The 26,720-nt window shown below is 34.5% G+C and carries 26 protein-coding genes; 24 read left to right on the forward strand and 2 right to left on the reverse strand.

Annotation, left to right across the window (positions count from 1 at the left end):
• Positions 1 to 337: 337 nt before the first annotated feature.
• The 13 genes from metG (at position 338) to IRZ78_RS18800 (ending at position 13,656) form a co-directional block, all read left to right on the forward strand.
• On the forward strand, positions 338 to 2,395 hold the full coding sequence (gene metG, locus IRZ78_RS18745) for a methionine--tRNA ligase (protein ID WP_194617973.1): 2,058 nt from the start codon (positions 338 to 340) through the stop codon (positions 2,393 to 2,395).
• Positions 2,396 to 2,654: 259 nt separating this feature from the next.
• A complete protein-coding gene (locus tag IRZ78_RS18750; RefSeq protein WP_194617974.1) occupies positions 2,655 to 4,094 on the forward strand; it encodes a hypothetical protein in 1,440 nt (479 codons plus the stop codon).
• Between the two features lie 201 nt (positions 4,095 to 4,295).
• Entirely contained in the window at positions 4,296 to 4,868 is a 573-nt protein-coding gene (locus IRZ78_RS18755; RefSeq protein WP_228520529.1) for an NfeD family protein, read from the forward strand.
• Between the two features lie 11 nt (positions 4,869 to 4,879).
• Positions 4,880 to 6,397: a flotillin family protein gene (locus tag IRZ78_RS18760; RefSeq protein WP_194617975.1), complete on the forward strand. Its 1,518-nt coding sequence runs from the start codon at positions 4,880 to 4,882 to the stop codon at positions 6,395 to 6,397.
• A 120-nt stretch (positions 6,398 to 6,517) separates the two neighbouring features.
• Positions 6,518 to 7,405, forward strand: coding sequence for a DMT family transporter (locus tag IRZ78_RS18765; protein WP_194617976.1), 888 nt, complete (start codon positions 6,518 to 6,520; stop codon positions 7,403 to 7,405).
• 367 nt (positions 7,406 to 7,772) lie between these two features.
• On the forward strand, positions 7,773 to 8,480 hold the full coding sequence (locus tag IRZ78_RS18770; protein ID WP_194617977.1) for an HAD family hydrolase: 708 nt from the start codon (positions 7,773 to 7,775) through the stop codon (positions 8,478 to 8,480).
• Positions 8,480 to 9,109 carry a chloramphenicol acetyltransferase gene (locus IRZ78_RS18775; protein ID WP_194617978.1) on the forward strand — a complete coding sequence of 210 codons (630 nt, stop codon included), beginning with the start codon at positions 8,480 to 8,482 and terminating at the stop codon, positions 9,107 to 9,109. The genes IRZ78_RS18770 and IRZ78_RS18775 overlap by 1 nt, the downstream gene beginning before the upstream one ends.
• Positions 9,110 to 9,212: 103 nt before the next feature.
• Positions 9,213 to 10,007 (forward strand): OmpA family protein, encoded by a 795-nt coding sequence (locus IRZ78_RS18780; protein ID WP_228520530.1) that lies wholly within the window; start codon positions 9,213 to 9,215, stop codon positions 10,005 to 10,007.
• Positions 10,004 to 10,339: an OmpA family protein gene (locus IRZ78_RS26245; RefSeq protein ID WP_228520531.1), complete on the forward strand. Its 336-nt coding sequence runs from the start codon at positions 10,004 to 10,006 to the stop codon at positions 10,337 to 10,339. Before IRZ78_RS18780 ends, IRZ78_RS26245 begins: the two co-directional genes overlap by 4 nt.
• 208 nt (positions 10,340 to 10,547) lie before the next feature.
• Positions 10,548 to 11,993, forward strand: coding sequence for a hypothetical protein (locus IRZ78_RS18785; protein WP_194617979.1), 1,446 nt, complete (start codon positions 10,548 to 10,550; stop codon positions 11,991 to 11,993).
• Between the two features lie 92 nt (positions 11,994 to 12,085).
• Positions 12,086 to 12,604: a ferritin gene (locus IRZ78_RS18790; protein WP_194617980.1), complete on the forward strand. Its 519-nt coding sequence runs from the start codon at positions 12,086 to 12,088 to the stop codon at positions 12,602 to 12,604.
• A gap of 81 nt (positions 12,605 to 12,685) precedes the next feature.
• Positions 12,686 to 12,871 (forward strand): hypothetical protein, encoded by a 186-nt coding sequence (locus IRZ78_RS18795; RefSeq protein WP_194617981.1) that lies wholly within the window; start codon positions 12,686 to 12,688, stop codon positions 12,869 to 12,871.
• A 92-nt stretch (positions 12,872 to 12,963) separates the two neighbouring features.
• Positions 12,964 to 13,656 (forward strand): DUF2461 domain-containing protein, encoded by a 693-nt coding sequence (locus IRZ78_RS18800; protein WP_194617982.1) that lies wholly within the window; start codon positions 12,964 to 12,966, stop codon positions 13,654 to 13,656.
• An 81-nt stretch (positions 13,657 to 13,737) separates the two neighbouring features.
• Here the strand turns inward: IRZ78_RS18800 and ssb are convergent, their stop codons facing one another.
• Complete coding sequence (gene ssb / locus IRZ78_RS18805; protein ID WP_347349838.1) at positions 13,738 to 14,040, reverse strand: single-stranded DNA-binding protein; 303 nt, start codon at positions 14,038 to 14,040, stop codon at positions 13,738 to 13,740.
• Between the two features lie 172 nt (positions 14,041 to 14,212).
• Between ssb and IRZ78_RS18810 the strand changes: the two genes are divergently transcribed.
• From IRZ78_RS18810 to IRZ78_RS18825, 4 genes are read left to right on the forward strand one after another with little or no spacing between them, the layout of a single operon-like run.
• Entirely contained in the window at positions 14,213 to 15,742 is a 1,530-nt protein-coding gene (locus IRZ78_RS18810) for a bifunctional GNAT family N-acetyltransferase/carbon-nitrogen hydrolase family protein (RefSeq protein ID WP_194617983.1), read from the forward strand.
• Positions 15,739 to 16,086, forward strand: coding sequence for a hypothetical protein (locus tag IRZ78_RS18815; RefSeq protein WP_194617984.1), 348 nt, complete (start codon positions 15,739 to 15,741; stop codon positions 16,084 to 16,086). Before IRZ78_RS18810 ends, IRZ78_RS18815 begins: the two co-directional genes overlap by 4 nt.
• Before the next feature lie 6 nt (positions 16,087 to 16,092).
• Positions 16,093 to 18,486, forward strand: coding sequence for a M28 family peptidase (locus IRZ78_RS18820; RefSeq protein WP_194617985.1), 2,394 nt, complete (start codon positions 16,093 to 16,095; stop codon positions 18,484 to 18,486).
• Between the two features lie 25 nt (positions 18,487 to 18,511).
• A complete protein-coding gene (locus IRZ78_RS18825) occupies positions 18,512 to 19,378 on the forward strand; it encodes a tetratricopeptide repeat protein (RefSeq protein ID WP_194617986.1) in 867 nt (288 codons plus the stop codon).
• A 58-nt stretch (positions 19,379 to 19,436) separates the two neighbouring features.
• Here the strand turns inward: IRZ78_RS18825 and IRZ78_RS18830 are convergent, their stop codons facing one another.
• Positions 19,437 to 19,832: a rhodanese-like domain-containing protein gene (locus IRZ78_RS18830; RefSeq protein WP_194617987.1), complete on the reverse strand. Its 396-nt coding sequence runs from the start codon at positions 19,830 to 19,832 to the stop codon at positions 19,437 to 19,439.
• A 147-nt stretch (positions 19,833 to 19,979) separates the two neighbouring features.
• Here IRZ78_RS18830 and IRZ78_RS18835 point away from each other — a divergent pair, with 147 nt between their 5' ends.
• The 7 genes from IRZ78_RS18835 (at position 19,980) to IRZ78_RS18865 (ending at position 26,681) form a co-directional block, all read left to right on the forward strand.
• On the forward strand, positions 19,980 to 20,882 hold the full coding sequence (locus IRZ78_RS18835; protein ID WP_194617988.1) for a LysR family transcriptional regulator: 903 nt from the start codon (positions 19,980 to 19,982) through the stop codon (positions 20,880 to 20,882).
• Positions 20,867 to 21,316, forward strand: a complete 450-nt coding sequence (locus IRZ78_RS18840) for a GNAT family N-acetyltransferase (protein ID WP_194617989.1) — start codon at positions 20,867 to 20,869, stop codon at positions 21,314 to 21,316. The genes IRZ78_RS18835 and IRZ78_RS18840 overlap by 16 nt, the downstream gene beginning before the upstream one ends.
• A gap of 225 nt (positions 21,317 to 21,541) precedes the next feature.
• A complete protein-coding gene (locus IRZ78_RS18845) occupies positions 21,542 to 22,366 on the forward strand; it encodes an SDR family oxidoreductase (RefSeq protein WP_194617990.1) in 825 nt (274 codons plus the stop codon).
• 166 nt (positions 22,367 to 22,532) lie between these two features.
• A complete protein-coding gene (locus IRZ78_RS18850) occupies positions 22,533 to 23,009 on the forward strand; it encodes a methylated-DNA--[protein]-cysteine S-methyltransferase (RefSeq protein WP_194617991.1) in 477 nt (158 codons plus the stop codon).
• 186 nt (positions 23,010 to 23,195) lie between these two features.
• Positions 23,196 to 23,909: a 3'-5' exonuclease gene (locus tag IRZ78_RS18855; RefSeq protein WP_194617992.1), complete on the forward strand. Its 714-nt coding sequence runs from the start codon at positions 23,196 to 23,198 to the stop codon at positions 23,907 to 23,909.
• Positions 23,910 to 23,978: 69 nt separating this feature from the next.
• The gene (locus IRZ78_RS18860; protein WP_194617993.1) at positions 23,979 to 25,052 is read left to right on the forward strand and encodes a winged helix DNA-binding domain-containing protein; all 1,074 of its coding nucleotides are present in this window, start codon (positions 23,979 to 23,981) and stop codon (positions 25,050 to 25,052) included.
• 189 nt (positions 25,053 to 25,241) lie between these two features.
• Positions 25,242 to 26,681 (forward strand): nucleoside recognition domain-containing protein, encoded by a 1,440-nt coding sequence (locus IRZ78_RS18865; protein WP_194617994.1) that lies wholly within the window; start codon positions 25,242 to 25,244, stop codon positions 26,679 to 26,681.
• Positions 26,682 to 26,720: the final 39 nt, after the last annotated feature.

Below are 26,720 nucleotides of genomic sequence, written 5' to 3' on the forward strand. Positions count from 1 at the left end.
GATGCACGGAGGTTTTCGCAGAGATTCGCGGAGGTTTTATTTATTGGTTTGAAATAATCGCGCAAAGGCGCTAAGTCGCAAAGGTTTTAATGCACCTGTCAGGCTGGGCGAAGTCGAAGCGCCGCAAAGTTTTTGTTTCACGCAGATCCACCAGATGGAGCAGATTTTAATTTAAAAGTCATTTTAATTCTTTAATCTGTGGCATTAATTTAAACGAACTTTGCGCCATGCTCCCAATAGCTATCGGGATTGCGAGATTAAAAAGACCCAGCGAATTTCCGCAGAACAACAAAATCTCAATTCTATTGCTTATTTTTGCACTCAATAAAATTGAGTTATGATACAGAATCCAAAGAGATATACTATTACGGCGGCATTGCCTTACACCAACGGACCTATACATATTGGGCATTTGGCGGGGGTTTACGTGCCTGCAGATATTTATTCGAGATATTTACGTTTGCAAGGAAAAGACGTTGCGTTTATTTGCGGAAGTGATGAACATGGCGTTGCAATTTCGATGAAAGCCAAAAAAGAAGGAATTACACCACAAGAAGTTATTGATAAATATGACGGAATTATTAGAAAATCATTCAATGATTTCGGAATTTCGTTTGATAATTATTCCCGTACTTCGGCTAAGATTCATCATGATACGGCTCAGGAATTCTTTAGAACATTGTATGATAAAGGCGATTTTATTGAAGAAACAACAGAGCAATTGTATGATGCAAAAGCAGATCAGTTTCTCGCAGACCGTTTCGTAGTGGGAACTTGCCCTAAATGCGGCAATGACGGAGCTTACGGAGATCAGTGCGAAAATTGCGGATCGACTTTGAATGCGACGGATTTAATAAACCCAAAATCGACAATTACGGGAGAAACTCCGATATTGAAATCGACTAAACACTGGTTTTTACCTCTTGACAGATATACTGAATTCTTAACCGAATGGATTCTTGTTGGACATAAAAACGACTGGAAACCTAATGTTTACGGACAAGTAAAATCTTGGGTTGACGGCGGATTGGAACCTCGTGCAGTAACACGTGACCTTGATTGGGGAATTGATGTTCCGGTTGAAGGTGCCGAAGGAAAAAAATTATACGTTTGGTTTGATGCGCCTATCGGGTACATTTCATCGACTAAAGAATGGGCGCTGCGCGAAGGAAAAGACTGGGAACCATACTGGAAAGATGAAGACACAAAACTGGTTCATTTTATTGGGAAAGACAATATTGTTTTCCACTGTATCATTTTCCCTGCGATGCTTAAAGCCGAAGGAAGCTATATTTTGCCGGACAATGTTCCTGCAAATGAGTTTTTGAATCTGGAAGGAAATAAACTTTCGACTTCTAAAAACTGGGCAGTTTGGTTGCACGAATTTCTGGAAGAATTTCCGGAGAAACAAGACGTTTTACGTTATGCATTAACCTCAAACGCTCCAGAAACTAAGGATAATGATTTTACCTGGAAAGATTTTCAGGCAAGAAATAACAATGAATTGGTTGCCATTTTTGGAAATTTCATTAATCGTGTGGTGGTTCTAACGAACAAATATTACGACGGATTTATCCCAACTCCAAATGAATTATCTGAAGTTGACGAAAACACTTTAGCAGAATTAAAAGCGTATCCAGCCGTGATTTCAAGTTCGGTAGAGCGTTACAGATTCCGTGAAGCTTTGGGTGAATTGATGAATGTGGCTCGTTTAGGAAATAAATATCTTGCCGATGAAGAGCCTTGGAAAGTAATGAAAGACAATCCGGAGCGTGTAAAAACTCAAATGTATGTGGCGCTGCAAATTGCTGCTGCGTTGAGCATTTTGGCTGAACCGTTTTTACCTTTTACTGCGGCTAAATTGTCAAGAATCCTGAAAAACGAAGGCAAATTGAACTGGAATGATGTTACTGAAAATTCAGAATTGATTCCGGAAGGTCACCAAATTGGTGAAGCCGAATTATTATTCGCAAAAATCGAAGACGAAGAAATACAAAAACAAATAGATAAATTGGAAGCTACAAAAACAGCTAATATCGCCGAAAACAAAAAAGCTGAACCTCAAAAAGATTTAATTCAATATGAGGATTTCGCCAAAATGGATTTACGTGTAGGAACGATCATCGAAGCCGAAAAAATGCCAAAAGCAAACAAACTTTTGGTGCTAAAAATCGATACCGGAATTGATGTTCGCACGATAGTTTCTGGAATTGCCGAAAGCTTTTCGCCAGAAGAAATCATTGGTAAACGTGTTACGGTTTTAGCGAACTTGGCGCCAAGAGCCTTACGCGGAGTTGAAAGTCAGGGTATGATTTTAATGACAACAAATACTGAAGGTAAACTGGTTTTCGTAAATCCTGATACTGATGCTCCGAATGGTGAAACTATAAATTAAGATTTTGTAAAAATCAAAATATTAAAGATGTGCAATGCACATCTTTTTTTTGTGCCGTTAGGCACAATTATGATTCTTGGTTTGCATTTGTAAACGAAACAAGTTTAAACTAAAATTTTATATTTACTAAAAAAACGTGAATTTGTTAATCACTTAATAGATTCTCGCTTTTCCTTTTAAAAGGAAATTCTGAAACATTTTATTTACTATCCTTTTACTTTCAAAAAAAAACAAGATATTCGTCAAAAAAAATCTTTATATGTTCAAAAAATTACTCCTTACCTCTTTATTTTTAAATAGTTTACTTTCTTTTTCTCAAGATATTGTAAGTTCTACTCCTGTTGAATTAAAAAAGAATCGTGACATTTTTCAGGTTGTAAATACTAAAAAAAAGGATGTTACTTTATTTGTTAGTGACAAAATAAAAGTAAAAGCCATTCATCTTAGCGAAAACATGCAAATTGTTGATAGTATTTCTACCGAAAGACCAAGTGCTAAGACTTATGACAATATGATTGGTTATAATATCAGCAATAACAATACTAGATTATTCTGGTCGTCTGATAATTATCAGGACATTTATACGCAATTGTTTGATTTTAATACGCGAAAAGTCGAAACAAAACAATATTCTCTTGTATTAAAAGAAGAGAAAATTCTACAAAAATTCAGCGAAAATGAGAATTTCTATATTTTAACTTTTATCAAGAAAAGCAGTAATTTGAAACTTCATATTTTTGACAAAGACGGAAACTATAATGCAAAAACAATTTCGCTGGAAGGATTTCACTTTGTAAAACGAACTTATGCAAAAACAGATTTAGATGGAACATTAAGTGAAAATTTACTTCCTTTTGAACTTCCATATACACTAAAGTATATCACCCCTGAAAACCCAACTTCATTAACCGATGGAGCCAAAAAGAGAAAATGTTACTTTAATAAAAACCAAATTATAATAACTCTGGATACTAATGTTGACTTTACCCAGGTTTTTACTATTGATCTAAACACGTTCACTGCTACAGAAAAAATGATAAAACAACATTTTATACCAGGAGATCGTACATCTTTAAATTCTAACTCTTTCTATTTTGAGAATAAACTGTATCAGGTAAAAACTTCATCAGATCTTTTATATTTTACCATAAAAGATTTGGATGACAATATCTTAAAAGAACATTTTGCTAATATTACCAAACCAATTGAATTCAAGAATTCCGAAATATATCAGGAAGGTGGAGATTTCTTTGGAGGAAAAAGAACCTTAGAAACCTCAGCGCAGTTTATTAGAAAAGTAAACAATTTAAATGCTGGTCTTTCTTGCTATCATATTGGCGAAAATACCCTAATTACTTTTGGAGGTGTTTCTTCAACTCAGCAATCAGGCGGACAAGCGGCTTTAGGACAATTTGGTTTAATTGGAGCTTTGATTTCAGTAGCGGTGTACAATCCAACAATGGAAAACTTCAACTCATATACTAATAGGAAAGTCATAAAAATTGAAGGTTTATTTGACAAAGAAGGAAATAATATAAAAGGCGAATTACAACCTTTGGCATTTGATAAAATCAGAACGTTTTTTGACAAGAACACCGACGTTTCATCACAAACCTTATTTAAGATTAGTAATTTTTATTATTTGGGTTATTATGATAATAAAACCAAAGAATATATCATTAGAAAATTTGCTGATTAAAATCTTAAATTCCCGAGTTATCCTAATGGAAACTCGGGACCGTTTTATCGAATCTAAAGTAAATATTATAATTCTCTACTCAACAACATAATTCCTCGTTTTATGATAGTTATAAACTAAGAACACCAATTTTAATTGAAATTAGTTTTCTTTCATAAAAAGTAAGATATTAGCGCCTAAATCATTCTAAAAAAACCTAAAATGATCGAACTTTTAGATAGTTTACCCACCTTACTTAAATCCTTTTGGTATATCGCTATTCCAACGAGTATCATTTTTATTATTCAAACCATTATCACCTTTACAGGTCTTGACGTAGCCGATGGTTTTGATACTGATTTTCATGGCGATGTACATGATGGAGGTTCAGATTTTCAGCTTTTTTCGTTACGAAATCTGATCAATTTTCTATTAGGTTTTAGCTGGACAGGAATTTCTTTTTATTCCACAATTGGCGATCAACCAGTAGTGCTTATCATTGCTTCATTTATTGTTGGGGTTCTATTTGTTGTTTTATTCTTTCTGGTTATCAAACAAGTACAAAAATTAGCCGAAGACAATTCTTTTAAAATTACAAATACATTAAACAAAACTGCCGAAGTTTATTTGACGATTCCGGAAAACAAAAAAGGAAAAGGCAAAATCATGATCAGTGTCAATGGTGCCTTTCATGAATTAGAAGCCATGACCGAAAATGAAAGAATCCCTTCAGGAGCAGTAGTTAGAGTAGTAAAAATAGAGAATAACAATATTTTAATAGTAGAATCCATTTAACATAACCAAGCATGAACCCAATTATTTTAATTGCAGTTGCGGCAATCGTTTTATTCGTAACAATTTCGGCATTAATATCAAGGTACAAACGTTGTCCTTCTGATAAAATCTTAGTCATTTATGGTCGTACAGGTGGCACATCGGCAAAATGTGTTCACGGAGGTGGTGCCTTTATCTGGCCTGTAATTCAGGATTATTCTTTTTTAGATTTAAAACCGCTTTCGATCGAGGCTAATTTAACCAATGCCCTGAGTAGACAAAACATTAGAGTCGATGTTCCGTGTCGATTTACAATCGCTATTTCTACTGAATCAGACAGCATGAATACGGCGGCTGAAAGACTTTTAGGTTTATCATCAGAACAAATTCAGGAACTGGCAAAAGATATTCTATTTGGACAATTGCGTTTGGTAATTGCTACGATGACTATTGAAGAAATCAATTCTGACCGTGATAAATTTTTGGATAATATCTCGAAAAATGTTGACAGCGAATTAAAGAAAATTGGTTTAAAACTAATCAACGTAAACGTTACCGATATTAAAGACGAGTCTGGATATATCGAAGCTTTAGGAAAAGAAGCTGCTGCGAAAGCAATCAACGAAGCAAAAATTAGTGTTGCTGAACAGGAAAAAATTGGAGAAACCGGTAAAGCTCTTGCCGATAGAGAAAAAGACACTCAAATTGCTGAAACGCACAGAGACCGAGACGTAAAAATCGCTATTACGCAAAAAGACAGAGAAATTAGTATTGCAACTGCCTCTAAAGATGAAACGATTGGAAAAGCAGAAGCAGCAAGAGATACAAGGGTAAAAACATCTGAAGCAAATGCAATTGCGATTCAGGGAGAAAACGAAGCTAAGATTGCAATCGCAAATTCTGAAGCTTTACGTAGAGAAAAAGAAGCAGAATCATTGCGTATTGCTATAACCGCTGAGAAAGTACAACAAGCAAAAGCATTAGAAGAATCGTATGTTGCAGAGCAAAAAGCCGAGTTGGCTCGTTCTGAAAGAGAACGTTCTACCCAAATTGCCAACATTGTAATTCCTGCCGAAATTGCCAAACAAAGAGCCATTATCGAAGCTCAGGCTGCTGCCGAAACCATAAGAGAGAATGCAAAAGGAGAAGCGGACGCAATTTTTGCAAAAATGGAAGCAGAAGCAAAAGGTCTCTTTGAAATATTGACAAAACAAGCTGAAGGTTATAAAGAAGTTGTGGCTGCTGCAGGAGGAGATCCGAGCAAAGCGTTCCAATTATTGTTATTAGAAAAACTTCCTGAATTGGTTAAAACTCAGGTTGAAGCTGTTAAAAACATCAAAATTGATAAAATCACGGTTTGGGATTCCGGAAATGGTCAGGGCGAAAACGGAAATTCATCAACGGCAAACTTTGTTTCAGGAATGATGAAAACCGTCCCTCCTTTGAATGATTTATTTAATATGGCCGGACTTAATCTACCATCTTACCTAAAAGGGGAAGACGCTCCTGAAGTACCTCCAACAATTGAAGTGGTAGAAAAAGAAGAATAAGAATCAACTTATTATTGTATATTCTATAAATTGCGTGAACTTTGCTTCACGCAATTTTACTTTAAAAAAGATTTAAAAACACTTACAAAGTTCATTTTAGTAAGTTCGAAATGCATTACAATGAAAATTACCAAACCAAGATTAGCCCTAATCTGCGGAATACTTTGTATTTCGATATTCCCCATATTGGTTAAACTAAAATTAGCATCTGGATTAATTTCGGCTTTTTATCGCATGTCTATTGCCTTGACTTTACTTTTGCCTTATGTCCTTATTACTAAAAATTTCAAGCTCCCAAAGACAAAATACGTTCTTTTAGCAGCGCTCTGTGGGATTTTATTTGCTTCAGATGTTGCCGTTTGGAATATTGCCATTCAGGATTCAAGTGCTACTCAGGCTTCTTTATTAACAAATCTATCTCCGGTTTGGGTGGGGATTGGTTCTTTTTTCTTTTTAAAATCAAAACCGGCAACCAATTTCTGGATTGGGACCATAGTTTCATTATTCGGAATGATCACTTTGGTGGGGTTTAGCTTTTTTCTGGAATTGAATTTTAATCAGGCCTTTTTATTCGCTGTATTATCCGGAATTCTTTATTCTATTTATCTTTTGGTGAGTAAAAATGTGCTTTCGCATGTTGATGTTCTATCGTTTATGACAATCAATTTAGTGGCTTCAAGTATTTATTTAGGAATACTTTGTTATGCATTAAACGAGTCTTTTACCGGATTCTCAGATACGGGATGGTTTGTATTGGTTCTGCAGGCAGTAATGTGCCAATTGTGTGCATGGCTTTCGATTAGTTACGCCACGCAACACATGCGCGCTACAAGAGTTTCGTTAAGTTTATTGAGTCAGGCGGTAATTACATCTATATTAGCTTGGTTGTTTTTAGAAGAACAAATAACTTTACAAATGGTTTTAGGCGGGATCATTTTGCTATTCGGAATCAGGATTACGTTTTATGATAAGACGATCTCTTTGAAGAAACTGTTTAATAAGGGATAAGATTGAGAAATGGCACGCGGATGACGCGGGTTTAAACGGATTTATTTTTAATTTGTTGCGGAAAGGTTCTCTCGCAGATTGGGCAGATTGGGCAAATTTTTTTTTAAATCATTGTGATTCTTTAATCTCTGGCAAAAGAATTAATGTCAATTAGTGAAATTAGTAGCGAAAAAGCTTCACGCAGATTGAGCAGATTATTTTTTTAATCATTCTACTCCTTTAATCTGTGGCAAAAAAATTAGTGCTAATTCGTGAAATTCGTGGCGAAAAAGCTCCAGGCAGATTAGGCAGATTTTTTTAAATCATTGTAATCCTTTAATCTGTGGCAAAAAAACCTGAAACAAAACAAACTTGAAACAAAAAACACATGTTACATAGAAACAAAATACCAAACTTAAAAGTAATCGCATTTGATGCTGATGATACTTTATTTGTAAATGAACCTTACTTCGAGGAAACGGAGCATAAATTCTGTGCTTTGATGGAAGATTATCTTTCGCATCAGGGCATTTCGCAGGAATTATTTAAGATCGAAATTGACAATTTACCTCTATACGGTTACGGAATCAAAGGCTATATTTTGTCGATGATTGAAGCGGCAATGAATATTTCGAACAATACCATCCCGATTGAGGTGATCGAAAAAATCATTCAATACGGAAAAGAATTACTCGAAAAACCAATCGAACTTCTGGATGGAGTCGAAGAAACTTTGCAGGCTTTACACGGAAAATACAAATTGGTTGTTGCCACAAAAGGCGACTTAAAAGACCAGCACAGCAAATTGCACCGCTCTGGTTTGGGGCATTATTTTCACCATATCGAAGTAATGTCAGACAAACAGGAAATCGATTATGAAAAATTATTAGGGCGTTTAGACATTCAGGCACATGAGTTTCTAATGATCGGAAATTCATTAAAATCTGATGTTTTGCCCGTTTTAGGACTTGGAGGTTACGCCGTTCACATTCCGTTTCACACCACTTGGGAACACGAAAAAATTAGTCATAAAGTCGAACACGAACATTTTAGTTCATTCGAAAAAATTACTGAAGTACTTCAGAACTTATCATAATGAAAACACTTTTGGATTTAGAAAACTGGAACAGAAAAGAACATTTCCAGCATTTCAGACAAATGGAAGAGCCTTTTTTTGGTGCAACCGTAGAAATTGATTGTACCCAAGCCTATCAAACGGCAAAAAGCCTTAAAGCTTCTTTCTTTATCTATTATTTACACAAAACATTAGTTGCAGTAAATACAATCGAGAATTTTAAATATCGAATTGCCGATGACAAGATCTATATTAATGATCGTGTTGACGCATCGGCAACAATTGGACGCGAAGATGGCACTTTCGGATTCTCTTTAATCGAATACAATGCTGATTTTAAGATATTCAAACAAAATGCTTTAGCCGAGATTGAGCGCATTCAAAACACAAGCGGGCTTTTTACAAGATCATTCGATGATGACAATCTGATTCATTTCTCTTCAATTCCGTGGTTGAATTTTACTTCGCTTTCGCATGCACGTAATTACACATTTCCAGATAGTTGTCCTAAAATTTCTTTTGGAAAAATGATTACTTCAGCAACCGGAAAAAGAACTATTTCCATGTCGGTACATGTTCATCATGGTTTGATGGATGGTTTGCACATGGGCCAGTTTGTCGATTGTTTTCAAGGGCTCATGAATAATTAAAATCATTTTTTAACCTTATTCTGTTATTATTATGGCTTTTATTGGAAAGTAATTCTTACAATAAATTGTTTGTTTGGGGTGAATTTAAAAATCTCAAATAATAATGAAAAAAAATGTAATTATTCTAGCGTTTTCGCTGGTTTTCAACAACCTACACGCGCAAACAGAAAATAGCGGAAATGACTATAACAAATGGTCGATCGAATTAGCCGGTGGTTTTAACAAACCTCAGCGTCCAATGTCTGATAATTATTACACTGCAAGAGTTAGTCCATTTACTGCTGATTTAGGTGTAAGATACATGATGAACAACAAATTTGGTCTAAAAGCTGATTTCGGATACAACAGTTTCACGGATCATGGTAACTCACTTAATTTTGACTCTAAATATTACAGAGTTGATTTACAAGGGGTAGCCAACTTAGGAAGAATCATGAATTTTGAAACATGGACTAAAACTATTGGTTTATTAGGTCATGCCGGTATTGGGGTTGCTCAATTAGAAAATGAAGACTTACATATAAAAGACAGAATGGATAACTTCATTGCTGGTTTTACAGGTCAAATTAGATTATCAAACCGTATTGCTTTAACAGGTGATGTTACTACGATTGTTAATGCTTTTCAGGATAATACTTTTGACGGAGCAGGTCTTACAAATTCAAGAGGACTTTCAGGGCTTGTGTTCAACGGAACAGTTGGTTTGCAAGTTTACTTAGGTAAAAATGCAAAACATGCTGACTGGACAGTAATTTCTGAGAATGTTGATCTTACAGCATATGACAACAAACTTGCTGAACTTGAAGCTCAGATAAAAAACATCCCATCTAAACAAGTTATCGTAGAAAAACCTGTTACAAACACTGTTGTTGAAAACAAAGATGTTGTTAAAGAATGATTAATGATAAATATTACAGCGTTTATTTTGACTTTAACAAATCGACTCCAATCGAAAATTCAACCGCTGCGATTGATGTTGTCTTAAGTTATTTAAGAAAAAATCCTTCAGCTAATTTGGATATCCTGGGTTATGCAGATCAGGTTGGTGAGTCAGAATACAACGAGAAATTATCAAATGCAAGAGCTAATAATGTTAAAACTATTTTAGAAAAAGCAGGTATTGCATCTTCTAAATTAAATGTTGTGGCTAATGGAGCTGATACATCAATTCAAAAAGATTCTGAAGAAGCCAGAAGATTGGCAAGAAGAGTTACTTTTAGAGTAAAATAATCTCCCTGACAATAAAAAAATCAAGTCCTAAAGAAAATTTTCTTTAGGACTTTTTTTATACCTTTAAGCTAAGGTAACCTTACTCTTTTTAGTAATAAAAAATAATCCTTTTTAAGAAACACAAAACTTAATTAGTTTCATGAATTCATTTGTACCGGTTACAAAATAAAGCGATAAATTTGGAATGATTATTGTCGATAAAAACCACATGAAAAAATCATTATTTCTATTCTTTCTTCTCCTCTTTAAATCAGCACTGTTTGCCCAAACGGTATTGAATTCTTATCCTTTAGATTTAAAAAAATACGACGAATCCAATCAGATCTTAAATGTTGAGAATACAATAACTCATGATGTCTTTGCTTTTGCAGCCAACACTGAAAAGACTACCATCTTAAAATACAATAGTGCTTTATTTCTAAAGGACGATTTTACGGTTTCGCATAGCAATTTCAAAAACAAATCGATAATTGGGTATAGTTTTAGCGAAGATGGTAATCCCACTTTATATTGGTCTACAGATGATGACACAAGTATTCTGGTCATCAAATATTATTTAGAAACAAAGACTTATAAAGTTTTAATGTTTAAATTTCCTTTTACTACACAGCAAATCATCAACACTTTCCAGAAAAACAATTTATTTTATATCCTTTCAAAAGATCTCAATCAACCTGATTTAAATGTATATACTTTTAAAAACGGGATCGTAGATGAAAAAGAATTTGATTTTTCGCGTTTTACTTTCCAGAACAGGAAAACACAATTCATGACATTCAATCAGGTGATTAATGAAAATCCTATCGAGAAAATCGAATCAGACGAGTACAATCCTTTGGACAAAGGCACCAAAAAAAGCAAAATTTATATGACCACTGATCATTTGATTTTGACATTAGATTATAATCCTAATAAAACCCAGGTGTTTGATCTTAATCTTGAAAACAATAATTTGTCTGAAAAAAACTTTATCCAATCTGCAACTGCAAACGCTAAAAAGTTAAGTAATTCATTTTTCTATAATGATAAAATTTATCAGATCAATGCCAATCAGGATGAACTTCTATTTGATGTAAAAGATTATAATTCCGGAACAACAGTAAAAAGTTTTAAGGTCTCAAAAAATGATACTATTCGTTTTAAAAGTTCGCCTTTGCTAATACAACGTGATATACAGAAACCAAAAGAATTAAAAAAAACGAGCAAGTTTTTGCAACGCCTTTCTTATTTAGACATAGGTTTATCTGTTTTCAAAAATAGCCAGAATACGTTGGTAACTTTAGGCGGAGTGCCAAGAATTGAAAGAATGTATTATACCGTAAATGATGAATTATACAGTTGGAATTATGCTCAGACTTTCAACTCCGAAAGTGTTTTCTTCGAAAGTACCTTAGATCGTAATTTTGAATTCGTTAATCCGCAGCAACAGCCTTTGGCAGCTGATAACATTAATTATTTTTTAGATCAAAACAGAAAAGCAACATTGCCAAGTATATTAAAATTTAAAAATTATTACATTCTGGGATATTATGATACTGCTTTAAAACAATATGTCATGCGAAAATTCACAGACGGATTTATTCCTGAAGAACCTTCAAATCCTATCATTGACAAAGCTGTTTTTTCGAAATCTTTTCCGGCTGACAAACCTTAAATTATTGAGAATTAATACAAATGCCTTCTGTTTGTCGATTTCAAAAAACCTGAACCGATTATTTTTTCTAACTTTACAAAAAAGTCATCATTATGTTATCGAAAAATATTGAAGCAGCTTTAAACAAGCAAATTCGCATAGAGGCAGAATCTTCGCAAACCTACCTTTCTATGGCTTGTTGGGCTGAAGTACACGGATTAGAGGGGATTGCACAATTTATGTATACCCAATCAGACGAAGAGCGCGCACATATGCTTAAACTAGTTAAGTATATCAACGAACGCGGAGGTCACGCTCAGATTACCGATCTTAAAGCGCCAAAAACATCTTATTCTACATTCAAAGAAATGTTTGAAACCCTTTACAACCATGAGATTTTTGTTTCAGAATCTATCAATGAATTGGTACATATTACTTTTTCAGAAAAAGATTATGCAACACATAATTTCTTACAATGGTATGTAGCAGAACAAATCGAGGAAGAAGCAACAGCTAAATCTATCTTAGATAAAATCAACTTGATTGGTGATGATAAAGGTGGTCTTTACTTGTTTGACCGTGATATTCAGCAATTAACGGTGACCAGCTCTATTGCTATTAACCCAAAATAAAAAAAGTTAAAATTTATTTAGAATACTTAAAAATAACTATTTTCTTTTATATTTGCTTCTGTTTTTAAATACGGAGGAAAATTGGGCAAGAAAGAAAAAGATAAGGACAAGAAAAAGGACAAAAAGAAAAAGAAGAAGAAAGAGCTCCTTGACAAGATTAAAAACTTGGAAAACTGCAAATCTTCTTGTTGTGAGAAATATAAAAAAAGCGAAAAGAAACGCTGCTCGCGTTGTCCTATGTTTGATTTATTCAAAAAAACTGCTTAACTAAAATATATAAAACCCACCAAGAAATTTGGTGGGTTTTTAGTTTAAAGTATAATTTTCTTTTTATTTTAATAATACCAACCAATTCAATTATGAAAAACAACATTATCATACCCAAATCCAGCCTTGATTTTTTGACCCAGCTCAAAGAAAACAATAACAAGCCATGGTTTGAAGAAAATAAGCCTCAATATCTAAAAGAACTCAATCATATAGAAACCTTTGCAGGTGCCCTACTTCATGAACTTTCTAAAACTGATGTTTTAGAAACCTCTTCGGGCAAAAAAAGTGTATACAGAATTTATCGTGATATTCGATTTTCTAAAGACAAAACTCCTTTTAAAACCTTTTGGGGCGGCAGCTATACCAGAGCAACAAGTGCAAGACGTGGCGGCTATTATTTTCATATCGAAAAAGGAAACAGTTTTTTTGCAGGTGGCTTTTGGGGGCCAAATGCTGTAGACTTAAAACGAATACGAAGTGAATTTGCCCACGATGCCGAACCCATGAAGAAAATATTACAATCAAAATCGTTTGTAAAAACTTTTGGAACCTTACAAGGCGAACAACTCAAAACAGCACCAAAAGGTTATGAGATCACTCACGAAGCCATCGATTTGCTTCGCTACAAACAGTTTTTGATTATCAAACGTTTTACAGATGACGAAGTTTTGAGTCCGCTATTTTTAGAACAGGCTTTAGACACTTGTAAAAATATGAGACCGTTTTTCGACTATATGAGCGAAATACTTTCAACGGATAGTAATGGTGCTTCTCTTTTATAATTGCATTTTGATCCAAAATTAAACCCGGCAGATTTTAAAAATCTGTCGGGTTTGCTAAATACTTTCAAATCTGATTAAACGTTATCTGCTAAGCAATAAAATCTCATTGACAATAACTTCGATCACATATCTTTTTTCACCGTTTTTATTGTCATAACTTCTGTGGGTTAGTTTTCCTTCCACAGCGACTTCCTTCCCTTTCACCACATATTTTTCGATAATTTCAGCAGTTTTTCCCCAGGCGGTCACACGATGCCATTCGGTTTGTTCTACTTTTTCACCTTTATCATTGGTGTATTTCTCATTTGTAGCAATAGTCAAATAGGCTAATTTTCTTCCACTGTCTAAAGTTCTGACGTCCGGATCATTTCCTGCGTTACCAATTCATTGTACTCTGTTTTTCATTGCATTCATGGCGTATAATATTTAAATGTTCGTATATCAAATTCAACATGGCAAAGATGCGACAGGTTCAAAAAAATAATCGGTTGTAACTATTTGTAAACGTTTGTAAATGGAAATGTTTTTCCGTATATTTAACAAAAATCATACTACAATGCAAACAAAAATCAATAAAGTCGAATTAAGAAATTTAGAATTCGACGACTATCAGCAGTTAAAAAATTCAATGGTAGAATCGTATCCAGAAATGGCGAATTCATACTGGAGATCTAATGATATAAAAAAATTACTCTCAATATTCCCTGAAGGCCAACTGGTTATACTAGTTGACGGTATAGTTGTAGGATCAGCATTATCGCTAATTGTCGATGAAAAATTAGTAGACAAAAGACACAATTACAGACAAATTATTGGAGATTATACTTTTTCAACCCATAATCCTGATGGGGAAATATTGTACGGTATAGACGTTTTTATCCATCCTAATTATCGCGGTTTGCGTTTAGGCCGCCGTTTATATGATGCACGTAAAGAACTTTGCGAGCAATTAAACCTGAAAGCCATTGTTTTTGCAGGAAGAATTCCAAATTATTCTCAACATGCAAAAAAGATGACGCCAAAATTGTATATCGATAAAGTAAAACATAAAGAATTACACGATCCGGTACTTTCCTTTCAGTTGAGTAATGATTTTCACGTTTTACGAATTATCAAAAATTACCTTGAAGGCGACGAAGAATCTAAAGAATTTGCTGTGCTTTTAGAATGGAATAACGTTTACTATGACGAAAGTCCGAAATTAATTAATCTTGAAAAAAGCGTTATTCGTTTAGGATTGGTACAATGGCAAATGCGCCAGCTGAATAATCTGGAAGAATTTTTTGAACAATCAGAATTTTTTATCGATGTCGTTTCAGGTTATGGGGCCGATTTTGCTTTGTTTCCGGAACTTTTTATTGCGCCTTTAATGGCCGATTACAATCACTTATCTGAGGCCGAAGCCATTCGTGAACTTGCTCGATATTCTGATCCCATCAGAAAACGTTTTCAGGAATTTGCCATTTCTTATAACATCAATATCATTACCGGAAGCATGCCGTTTTTAGATAATGGGAACTTGTACAACGTAGGTTTTTTATGCAAAAGAGACGGAACATCAGAAATGTATACCAAAATTCACGTTACGCCAAATGAAGTGCAACATTGGGGAATGAAAGGCGGATCTCACTTTAAAACCTTTGATACTGATTGCGGCAAAATTGGAATCCTGATTTGTTATGATGTTGAGTTTCCGGAACTTTCCAGAATAATGTCAGATGAAGGAATGAACATTTTATTTGTACCTTTTTTAACCGATACTCAAAATGCTTATACACGTGTAAAACATTGTTCTCAGGCACGCGCGATCGAAAATGAGTGTTATGTAGCCATAGCAGGTTGCGTTGGAAATTTACCTAAAGTGAATAATATGGACATTCAATACGCACAAGCTTCTGTATTTACACCATCGGATTTTGCTTTTCCGAGTAATGGTATAAAAGCCGAGGCAACACCAAACACTGAAATGACATTGATCGTTGACGTTGACTTAAATTTATTAAAGCAGCTTCATGAACATGGAAGTGTACGAATTTTGAAAGACAGACGAAGTGATTTGTACGAGATTAAAAAGCTTGTCCCATGAAAACATGTCTTGAATGTTCCGAAAAACTTGTAGGCCGCGAAGACAAAAAATTCTGTTCAGACAGCTGTAGAAATGCCTACAACAATAAAATAAATAAAGACAGCACTAATTTCATGCGTAATGTAAACAACAAATTACGAAAAAATTACCGTATTTTGTGTGAGTTAAATACTGATGGAAAATCTAAAGCAACAAGGGATAAAATGATCAATAAAGGTTTTGATTTCGAATTCTTTACCAATATCTTGCAGACCAAAACAGGAAATACCTACTATTTCCTATATGATCAGGGATATCGATCTTTGGACAATGATTATTTTATGCTTGTTAAAAAAGAAATATAATACGTAATGAAGAAAAACCCCACCTCAATTCTGGCCATAGTCTGCATTTTAGCAATTCTTGGAATTATATACGCCTCGATGATGCCGCAATGGATCTCAAAAGATGAAGAAGCACTTGCTGATTTTTCTACCGAAAGAGCACTCAACCAAGTCGAAATTATTGCGCAAAAACCACATTATGTTGGTTCTACCAATCATGAACTGGTTGCCAATTACCTTAAACTTGAACTCAATCGAATTGGACTGGAAACCTCTATTCAGGAAGGTTTTACACTCAACGACAAAGGGCTTTTAGTAAAATCTAAAAATATTCTGGCCCGCATAAAAGGAACTGATAGCTCAAAAGCGCTATTGCTTTTATCCCATTACGACAGTGCTCCACATTCATTTTCTAAGGGAGCAAGCGACGATGCCTCGGGAGTTGCGACTATATTAGAAGGAATTCGTGCTTTTTTATACGCCAAGCAGCCCCATAAAAACGATATTATCATTCTTTTTTCAGATGCCGAAGAATTGGGCTTAAACGGAGCCGCTCTTTTTGTGAATAAGCATCCATGGGCAAAAGACGTTGGACTTGTTATCAATTTTGAGGCAAGAGGTTCTTCCGGACCAAGTTATATGTTAATGGAAACCAACAAAGGAAACAAAGCTCTTGTAAAAGAATTTGCAAATGCAAAAGCGCAATATCCGGTTTCGAATTCGCTGATGTACAGTATTTATAAAATGCTTCCTAACGATACTGATTTAACCGTTTTTAGAGAACAGGGAAATATTCAGGGTTTCAATTTTGCCTTTATCGACGGACATTATAATTATCATACGCAACAAGATGATGTTCAGCATTTAAGCAAAACAACACTAAAACATCAGGGAACATATTTAATGCCTTTATTAAAATATTTTTCGAATGTTGATTTAAATGAAACCAATTCTACAGAAGATGATGTTTACTTTAGCGTTCCGTTCTCTTTCATAAGTTATCCTTTTACATGGGTTTTCCCAATGACGATCATTGCTTTAGGCTTATTGATTCTTTTTATTTTTATTGGAAAAGCCAAGCGTGTCATTACCTTCAGGGAAATTTTCAGAGGATTTGTGCCTCTTTTAGGCGCCATCACGATCTCAGGATTAGTTACCTTTTTAGGATGGAAAATTCTACTTCAAATTTATCCGCAATACTCAGATCTTCTTAACGGATTTACTTATAATGGTCATGCTTACATTGGGGCTTTTGTAACACTAAGTATTGCCATTTCTTTTGCTTTCTATCATCATTTTTCAGAAGCAAAAATTACAATGAACCATTTTGTAGCACCTTTGCTGCTTTGGATTATCATCAATGCATTTTTAGCCAATAGTTTAACCGGCGCTGGTTTCCTGATTATTCCGGTTTATTTTGGAATTCTGTTATTCGGAATCTTTGTCATTACGCAGCACTATAGTTTAGGATTGAATTTATTATTCAGTATTCCTGCATTAGCCATTATTGCGCCTTTCATCGTTATGTTTCCCGTTGGTTTAGGTTTAAAAATTCTTTTTGGAAGCGCGATTCTAACCGTTTTACTTTTCGGATTATTACTTCCCGTATTTGGTGACTTCTTTAAAAAAGGAGCCTGGACGATGTTCTTCTTTGCCGTTTCAATCGGATTCTTTATCTATGCCGGTTACCACTCAGGTTATCAACATGGAGAAGCAAAATCAAACAGTTTATTATATGTTTATAATGCCAATACCAACTCAGCAGTATGGACCACTTATGATGTCAATTTAGACGAATGGACAAACACCTATTTGGGAGAAAAAAACCAAAAAGCCGTTGGTTTAAATTCATTGCCGCTAGCAAGCAAATACAATTCTGGCTTTACTTACAGCGCAATTGCTCCTGTTATTGATATTCCAAAACCAACGATTGCTTTCTTAAAAGACAGTGTTGTAGGCAATAACAGATATTTAAAAATTAAAATTACTCCAAACAGAAAAGTAAATCGTTACGATATTTATGCGAATCCTAAAATGACATTTTTTAATTTTAAAGCTAATGGTGTCGCAACTTCAGGAGAAAAAGGAAACCGTCTGGAAAGAGATGGCGGAAAAATATTGTGTTATTATGTTGTAGGCAACGAACCACTTGTCATGGATTTCTACATCAATAAATCATCTGTTTTTGATATGGATTTAATTGAAAGTTCTTTCGATCTAATGACCAATCCGCTGCTACAAATAAAACCTCGAAGCGACTGGATGATGCCTACTCCTTTTGTTTTAAATGATGCAGTTTTAATTCAGCAAAAAATAAAAAAATATACAGCACCGGTAGCTACTCTTGCGCCTGCAACCGCAGTAAAAGACAGTACTGTTATTGCAAAAGACAGTTTAAAACCTGTTGTAAAACCAGAATAAATACAATTTTTCTAACCTAACCATTATGAAGAAAACATTTCTGCTTTTTATTACTTTAAGTTTTTTCAATGCTAAGAGTCAGACCTTAGAAGAAAAAATAGCCGCAAAAGCCTGCACTTGTCTGGAAAAAGGCAAAGAAGTAAATGAAGAGATCTACCGGAATTGTTTGACCAATTCAATGGCAGAAGTGGTTTTAAAAGATAAAGATGCAAAATCAAGAGAAGGGATTAGTACGGTAGAAGGAATCAAGAGTTTGCTTCAAAAATCAGATGAGACGATTTCCAAAACCTGTTCGAAATTTTTACCAAAAGCACCTGAAAACAAAGCAGATATTTATTATAACGATTCTAAAAACAAAGAGGCACAGAATTCCTATACCGTTGCAAAAGATTTTATGCTCGCTAAAAATTACAAATTAGCAATCGAAGCTTTGCAAATTGCATTAAAACAAGATCCTAATTTTGTTTTGGCACTTGATGATATTGCAGTTTGCTACAGACAATTGGAGGATTACGATAATGCCATAAAATATTATAAAAAATCATTGGATATTTATCCCGAAGGCGAATATGCCTTAATGAATATTGGAGTAGTTTATTCGCTAAAATCAGATTACAAAACGGCAATCGATTATTACGAAAGGCTCATAAAATACCAACCCAACAATGCCGAAGGATATTTTGGAGCAGGAAAAAACTATTTGCAAATAAACAATGACGAAAAAGCATTGAATGATATATTTATAGCGCACAGAATCTACACCGCAGATAAATCAGAATATACAAAAGACACCGAAATGATTATGGGGGCTATTTATCAAAAAATGGTAAAAGAAAACAAAGAAAGCATTTTCAAAAAAATTGCGGCAGAAAATAATATTGTCATCGAATAGTGCTGATAAAAATCATAAAAAAGGGCAAACTTTACGTCTAAAGTTTGCCTTTTTTTCTTTAACAGGCGCATTCAATCTTTAAACCTGCTTTTACTCCGTTTGTGCCTTCTGTCGCATATCCGTCAAACTTCCACCATTCTATTCCTCCCATTAATTCTTTTACTTTAAAACCTAATTTAGCCATATTCAAAGCGCCTCTTGTCGAAGCGTTACAGCCAATTCCGTCGCAATACGTCACATACAAAACTTCTTTATCCAGATGTTTTGTGTTTTCGATTGTCATTTCACGATGCGGAATATTAATAGCTGTAGGAATATGTTCAGCTTCAAAACCAAATGCTTTTCTTGCATCGATTACAATTACTTTTTCGCCATTGTTCAAGGCATCAAACAAATCAGAAGGATCCATTTCGAAGGCCAGTTTATTTTCGTAGTGTTTAATTTGTGCTTCCATTTTTACCGTTTTTAAGGTTTTGTTTTTTTTCAAAAGTAACGCAACAGCACATTCTATAAAAGCGAAAAGAATTCATCAACTTGATTACTTTTTTTCATAGAAAACCCAATCTAAAATTTTGTTCCTTTGTATTCTAATTCCCAAAAAATGGAAATCCGTCATTTACGTTTAATAAAAGCAATTGTTGAAGAAGGAAGTATCACCAAAGCGATAGACAAATTGCATTTGACGCAGTCGGCCTTGAGCCACCAACTCAAAGAAGCCGAATATCAATTAGGAACTCCAGTCTTTTTGAGAACCAATAAAAAACTGGTTTTAACCAAAGCCGGCGAGAAAATCTACGAACTGGCCAATGAAATTCTGGAGAAACTCTCGCAAACCGAATCTCAAATCAAGCAAATGGTATATGGCGAACATGGCGAAATAAGAATTAGTACCGAATGTTTTTCGAGTTATCACTGGCTGCCACCGGTTTTAAAACAATTTCATCTTTTATATCCGAATGTTGAGCTGAAAATTGTCACCGAAGCCACTCATATTCCGCTGCAAAAGTTATTAGAAAACACCATTGATATTGCCATTATCAGCGATCAGATCAAAGACAATAATATCAAATACATTGAACTTTTTCAGGACGAAGTCGTTATGGCGGTTTCTGAAAACCATGCCTGGGTGAATAAAAAGTACGTTGTTGCCGAAGATTTTATCAACGAACATTTATTGATTCATTCCCTGCCCATGGAAACCGTTACGATTCATCAGTTTATTTTGGCTCCAGCCAAAGTAACTCCAAAGAAAATTACTCCTCTCCCTTTGACTGAAGCTTCTCTGGAAATGGTTAAAGCCGATATGGGCGTAATGTCGATGGCAAAATGGGCCTTGTTACCACATTTAAAAAATAATCCAATTAAAGCCATTAAAATTGGAAAAAATGGTTTGAAAAGAAAACACTTTATTGCCATTCGCGAAAACGAGCAATATCCGGATTACTTTTATCATTTTATCACCTTTTTACAAAACGAAATCAATCTGCAATGGAATATTCAATAAGAAAGTGCGAAGTATCAGATTTGCCAAAACTTGTCATTTTATGTCAAAAACATGCCGAATATGAAAAAGCCGATTATTCTCCCGAAGGAAAAGAAGAAGGTTTGAAAAAAGAGCTATTTAGTGAGCATCCAAAATTAAATTGTTTAGTAGTTGCTACTGATAATGATATTGTAGGATATGTCTCTTATACTTTTGATTTTTCGACCTGGAGCGCCGGTGATTTCTTGTATATGGATTGTCTCTATTTGGAAGAAAATGCCAGAAACTGTGGAATTGGTGAAGTCTTAATCAACAAACTAAAAGAAATTGGAAAAGAGAAAAACTGCGTCAACATGCAATGGCGAACTCCTCAATTTAATGAAAGGGCAATAAAGTTTTACAACAGAATTGGTGCAAAAGGAAAAGAGAAAATCTGTTTCTTTTTAGATTTGTAATACAACGTGTGCAAAATTTAATCTCGCAAAGGCGCGAAGTCGCAAAGAAAAAGACATTAATGTAAAATATAAATACAAAAAAGGCTTTAGCCAAACGAATATTGATTTGGCTAAAGCCCTTTTCCTGTTCAAATTTTATTTCTCCAGCTAAAGCTGGAGACTATTCAAAAAAACTTTGCGACTTCGCGTCTTTGCGAGATTATCATTCAAAGCAAACTTAAAAAAATGAAAAAAATAAGCATATTAGGCTGCGGCTGGCTAGGTTTTCCTTTGGCAAAAAAGCTAATCAAAAAAGGACATTCCGTAAACGGATCTACAACTTCTGAGAATAAACTTGTTGTTTTAGAAAATGCAGGAATAAATCCGTTTTTGGTAGCACTTGAAAGTGAAAGTGTTTCAGAAAGCATACATGATTTTCTTGACAATAGCGAAATCTTAATCATTGATATTCCACCTAAATTACGAGGAGCTAATGCTGATTCATCGCATTCTTCACGAAAGATTTTTGTAGAAAAAATAGAAAATTTAATTCCGTTTATAGAAAAATCAACGGTAAAAAAAGTACTTTTTGTGAGCTCAACCTCTGTTTACGGAGACGAAAACGGAGTTATTACAGAAGAAACTATTCCGAATCCTGAAACCGAAAGTGGCAAACAATTGCTTTTGGCGGAAACTCTTTTACAAGACAATCAAAACTTCCAAACCACAATTTTACGCTTTGGCGGATTAATTGGCGAAGACCGTCATCCGGTTAAATTTCTTGCCGGAAAAGAAAACCTCGAAAACCCGGACGCCCCGGTAAACTTAATTCACCAAAAGGATTGTATCAAAATCATTGAAGCAATCATCAATCAGTCAAAATGGAATGAAGTTTTCAACGCCGTTGCGCCTTTTCATCCCACAAGACAAGAATATTATACTCAAAAAGCTAAAGAACAAACCTTGACTTTACCGAAGTTTATTGATGAAAAATCGAATATCAAAAAGACAATTTCAAGCGAAAAATTAGAAAACAATTTAAAGTATCAGTTTAACATAGAAAACTATTAAACCTTTTTTTAACCATATAAGTTATATAAGTTCATTTAAACCAAACTGCAAAGCTTTTTTTGATCTCTAAACAAAGCGGATAAAACTTAAATTTACTTATATAACTTACATGGTTTAAAAAACTTTGCGAACTTTGCGTAAACCCTTTGCGGTTAAATAAAAAACTATGGAAACAGTCTATATCAATTCACCTTTAGGAATCACCAAAATTGTTGGAGATGAAAACGGCGTTTCTGTAATTTCCGTTTCAGATGTTGGTACAAATGAAGTATCTAAAGAAATTCCGGAAGTTTTAAAAGAAGCCGTTTCGCAACTTGAGGAATACTTCGACAAAAAGAGAACCGATTTCGATTTCAAACTAAACCCAAAAGGAACTGAATTTCAGCAAAAAGTTTGGAAATCCTTATTAGAGATTCCATACGGAAAAACAGTAAGTTATATGGATCAAACCAAAAAACTGGGCGATGTAAAAGCGATTCGTGCCGTTGCATCGGCCAATGGTAAAAATCCGTTATGGATTGTGGTTCCCTGCCATCGAGTTATTGGCACAAATGGTTCCTTAACAGGTTACGCTGGCGGTTTATCCCGTAAAAAATGGCTAATCGAACACGAAAACCCAACTACACAACAGAGCTTGTTCTAGTTTTTTCGTTTGCCACGAATTACACTAATTTTTTCTCTCTTAACCTTCTTAATCATCATACTTTATTTAAGAAAATTCATTCAACAAAATAACTTGTATTAGATAAAAATCAAATTTGTGTATATTTATAACGGCAAAGAATTAGTGTAATTTGTGAAATTCGTGGCAAAAAACATTGCAAAAAATATGATTGAAAAAATAAACCTCAATAACATTTTATTTCTGGATATAGAAACTGTTCCGGAAGAAGAGAATTTCAATTCACTTGATGCGGAAATGCAATCGCTTTGGGATCATAAAACACAATACCAACGTAAAGAAGAATTTACACCAGAAGAATTTTACGATCGTGCCGGAATTTGGGCAGAATTCGGGAAGATTGTTTGTATTTCTGTTGGTTATTTTACTATCAAAGGAGATATCAGGAATTTTAGAGTTACATCGTTTTTTGGTGACGAGAAGAAAATTCTAAAAGACTTTAATAATCTAATAAACAATCACTTTCACCAGCCTCAACATCTTTTATGCGGACATAACGCCAAAGAATTTGACATTCCGTTTATTGCCCGACGCATGATTATCAACCAAATTGCGATTCCGGACAAACTGAATTTATTCGGCAAGAAACCTTGGGAAATTCCGCATTTGGATACTTTAGAATTATGGAAATTTGGTGATTACAAACACTTTACATCCTTAAAATTATTAACCAAAATTCTGGGAGTTCCATCTCCAAAAGGCGATATCGACGGAAGTCAGGTAGGTCATGTGTTTTATGTAGAGAAAGATATTGACCGAATTGTTACTTATTGCGAAAAAGATACCATTGCTGTGGCTCAGATTTTCCTGCGTTTACGCCGTGAAGATTTATTGATTGATGAAGAAATTATTCATGTTTAAGAGGAAGGTACAAAGGTGCAAAGTTACAAAGGTTCAAAGTTTACTAACAGGCTCAAAATGTTTTACTAAATGACTTACCACGAAATTTCACATCATCGCCTTGTAGCCCAAAAGCTACTTGAAACTAGCCCAAATTCTCCGCAAGAAATTGTACAGCATCTTGGCGCCATGCAGGCACAGGATTATGCAATGGCAAAATGGGCAATTGGTTCCAGATGTGAGGCTACTGAAGCAACAATTGAAGAGGCTATAAATTCGGCACAAATTATCCGAACGCATATTCTTAGACCCACCTGGCATTTTGTTTCGGCTGAGGATATTTATTGGATGTTGGATCTATCCGGGCCACAAGTTCAGAAAATGACTATCTCTGCCGCCAAAAAATATGGTTATGATTTGAAGATGCTCAACCAAATTAATTCTCAAATAGAAAAGTTATTGGTTGGAAACAATCATTTAACGCGTGACGAAATCATGCGTGAACTCAACATAAAAAAAGGTTCAAGTCAGGATTTTTTAGCAGCAGCTATTATGATGCATGCAGAACTCGATGGTTTAGTTTGCAACGGGAAAATGAAAGGCAAACAAATAACGTACGCTTTACTTGAAGAGCGTGTTTCGAAGCCAAAAAACAAACTCACCAAAGAAGAAGCTTTGGCAAAATTAGCCCTGCTTTATTTTGAAAGTCACAGCCCAGCAACGCTTCTTGACTTTTCGTGGTGGTCTGGTTTTCCGCCAACTACCTGCAAATTAGCACTTATTGCAATTAAGTTGCAATTGAATTCTGCAGAAATTGACAACCAAATCTACTGGTTTAAAAAAGATATTGCTGATGAAACCAACTTCCGCCAAAGCGTACATTTTCTTCCCGCTTTTGATGAGATTTTAATTTCGTATAAATCTAGAGAAGCTTCTATTTTATTAGAACATCAATCTAAAGCTTTTACCAACAATGGAATTTTTAAACCTATTATTCTCGAAAACGGAAAGGTAATTGGAACCTGGAAAAAAACGTTCAAAAAAGATTACGCAAAAATAGAAACGCAATTTTTTAATACACCCGAAAGTTCAAAAAAAGAAATTCTGTTTGAAAGTATTAAAGCTTTTGAGAACTATCTGGAAACTAAAGTGGTTATTGAATAACTTGATTCGCTAATTTTTATATATCGCTCCTATGGAGCTAGCGGAAAGAATCGTCAATTAATTTAAAGCCCTATCGGGGCGATATATTATGATTATTTTTAGACTATAATTAAATACTTCTTCTCTCATTCATAAAATCTTTGTGCATACAATCGCTAAATAATTATATTTACAAAAAAAATTAGCATTATGGTATTAAGTAGATTTTGGTTAGTCATTTTTATTTCCTCAATTGTCTTTATTGTGGTCAGTTTATTTACTGCCAACACTTATACTATTGATTCTGTTATAAACGGAAAAAAAGACGATCCTATTCTGGTCTCTGAAAAATACATCCATGAACTTCCTGCTTTCATCAAAGACAGCATTCAAAAAGCTCCGGATCAGACCATGATCATCAATCGCGATACGCTTAATGCTGATTCTACTTATGTTTTCAAGAATAAAACGGTAAAAATTTTCAGCGGTCTTCAAAAATCTGATGGCTTATTACCTACTTGCAAAAGCACTCTAGTAGATTTGATATTGCCTCTTATTGCTTATCTGGCTTTTTTCTGCGGATTAATGGAGCTTTTAATTATTTCAGGAGCATCTGGAAAATTAGCCAAAGTATTGAGTCCGGTATTTGTAAAGGTTTTTCCGAGTATTCCTAAAAATCACCCTTCTATATCTTACATGACGTTAAACTTTGCCGCAAACTTCCTTGGATTAGATTCGGCTGCAACTCCCTTTGGACTTAAAGCCATGGAGAGTTTACAGGAAATAAATCCCGACAAGGACAGGGCTAGTGATGCTCAGATTATGTTTATGTGCCTTCACGCTTCGGGCTTAACCCTGATCGCAACTTCAATTATTGGTTATCGTGCTGCGGCCAACGCCACTAATCCTGCTGATGTTATGCTTCCGTGTATTATTACTTCTTTCATTGGTACGATCGCAGCATTTTTGATTGTGGGAATTAAGCAAAAAATTAATTTTAAAAGCGCTTCTCTTGTCATTGTCTTAATGGGATTAATCGCTGCCATTGTTGGTTTGCTGATGTATGTAAATCATCTGGATTTAATTGGAAAAAACTACTTTACCTCAAACCTTTCGGGTTTAATATTAATTGGCATTATTGCTTTTACATTGATTTTTTCTTTCAAACATGAAAAGAAATTCAGTGATGCCAATACTACCGTTTTTGAGACATTTGTAGTGGGTGCCAATAATGGGGTAAAAACCGGTGTTACTATTTTTCCTTATGTATTGGGAATGTTAGTGGCTATTTCTCTTTTTAGAAACAGTGGTTTATTCGAAATTATCAGTGATGCAATTGCATTTGTTTTTTCCAATATGGGAGTGAGTAAAGAGATTACCAATGCATTACCTGTTGCCATGCTTCGCCCGTTTAGTTCTGCAGGATCACGCGGATTTTTAATTGATTCGATGAATACGTTTGGTGCAGATTCTTTGACAGCAAGATTAAGTAGTATTTTTCAGTGCAGTGCCGAAAGTACGTTTTATGTAATTGCGGTTTATTTTGGCTCGGTTAACATCAAAAATACTCGCTATGCGTTGGGTACAATGCTTTTAGTGGATCTTATTTGTGTTATTACGGCAATTTTTGTGGCAACTTGGTTTTTTTAAACCAGAGATTACAATCAGATTTATAATATGATGAATCAA

This window comes from Flavobacterium sp. CSZ (assembly GCF_015350725.1).
Lineage (GTDB): Bacteria > Bacteroidota > Bacteroidia > Flavobacteriales > Flavobacteriaceae > Flavobacterium.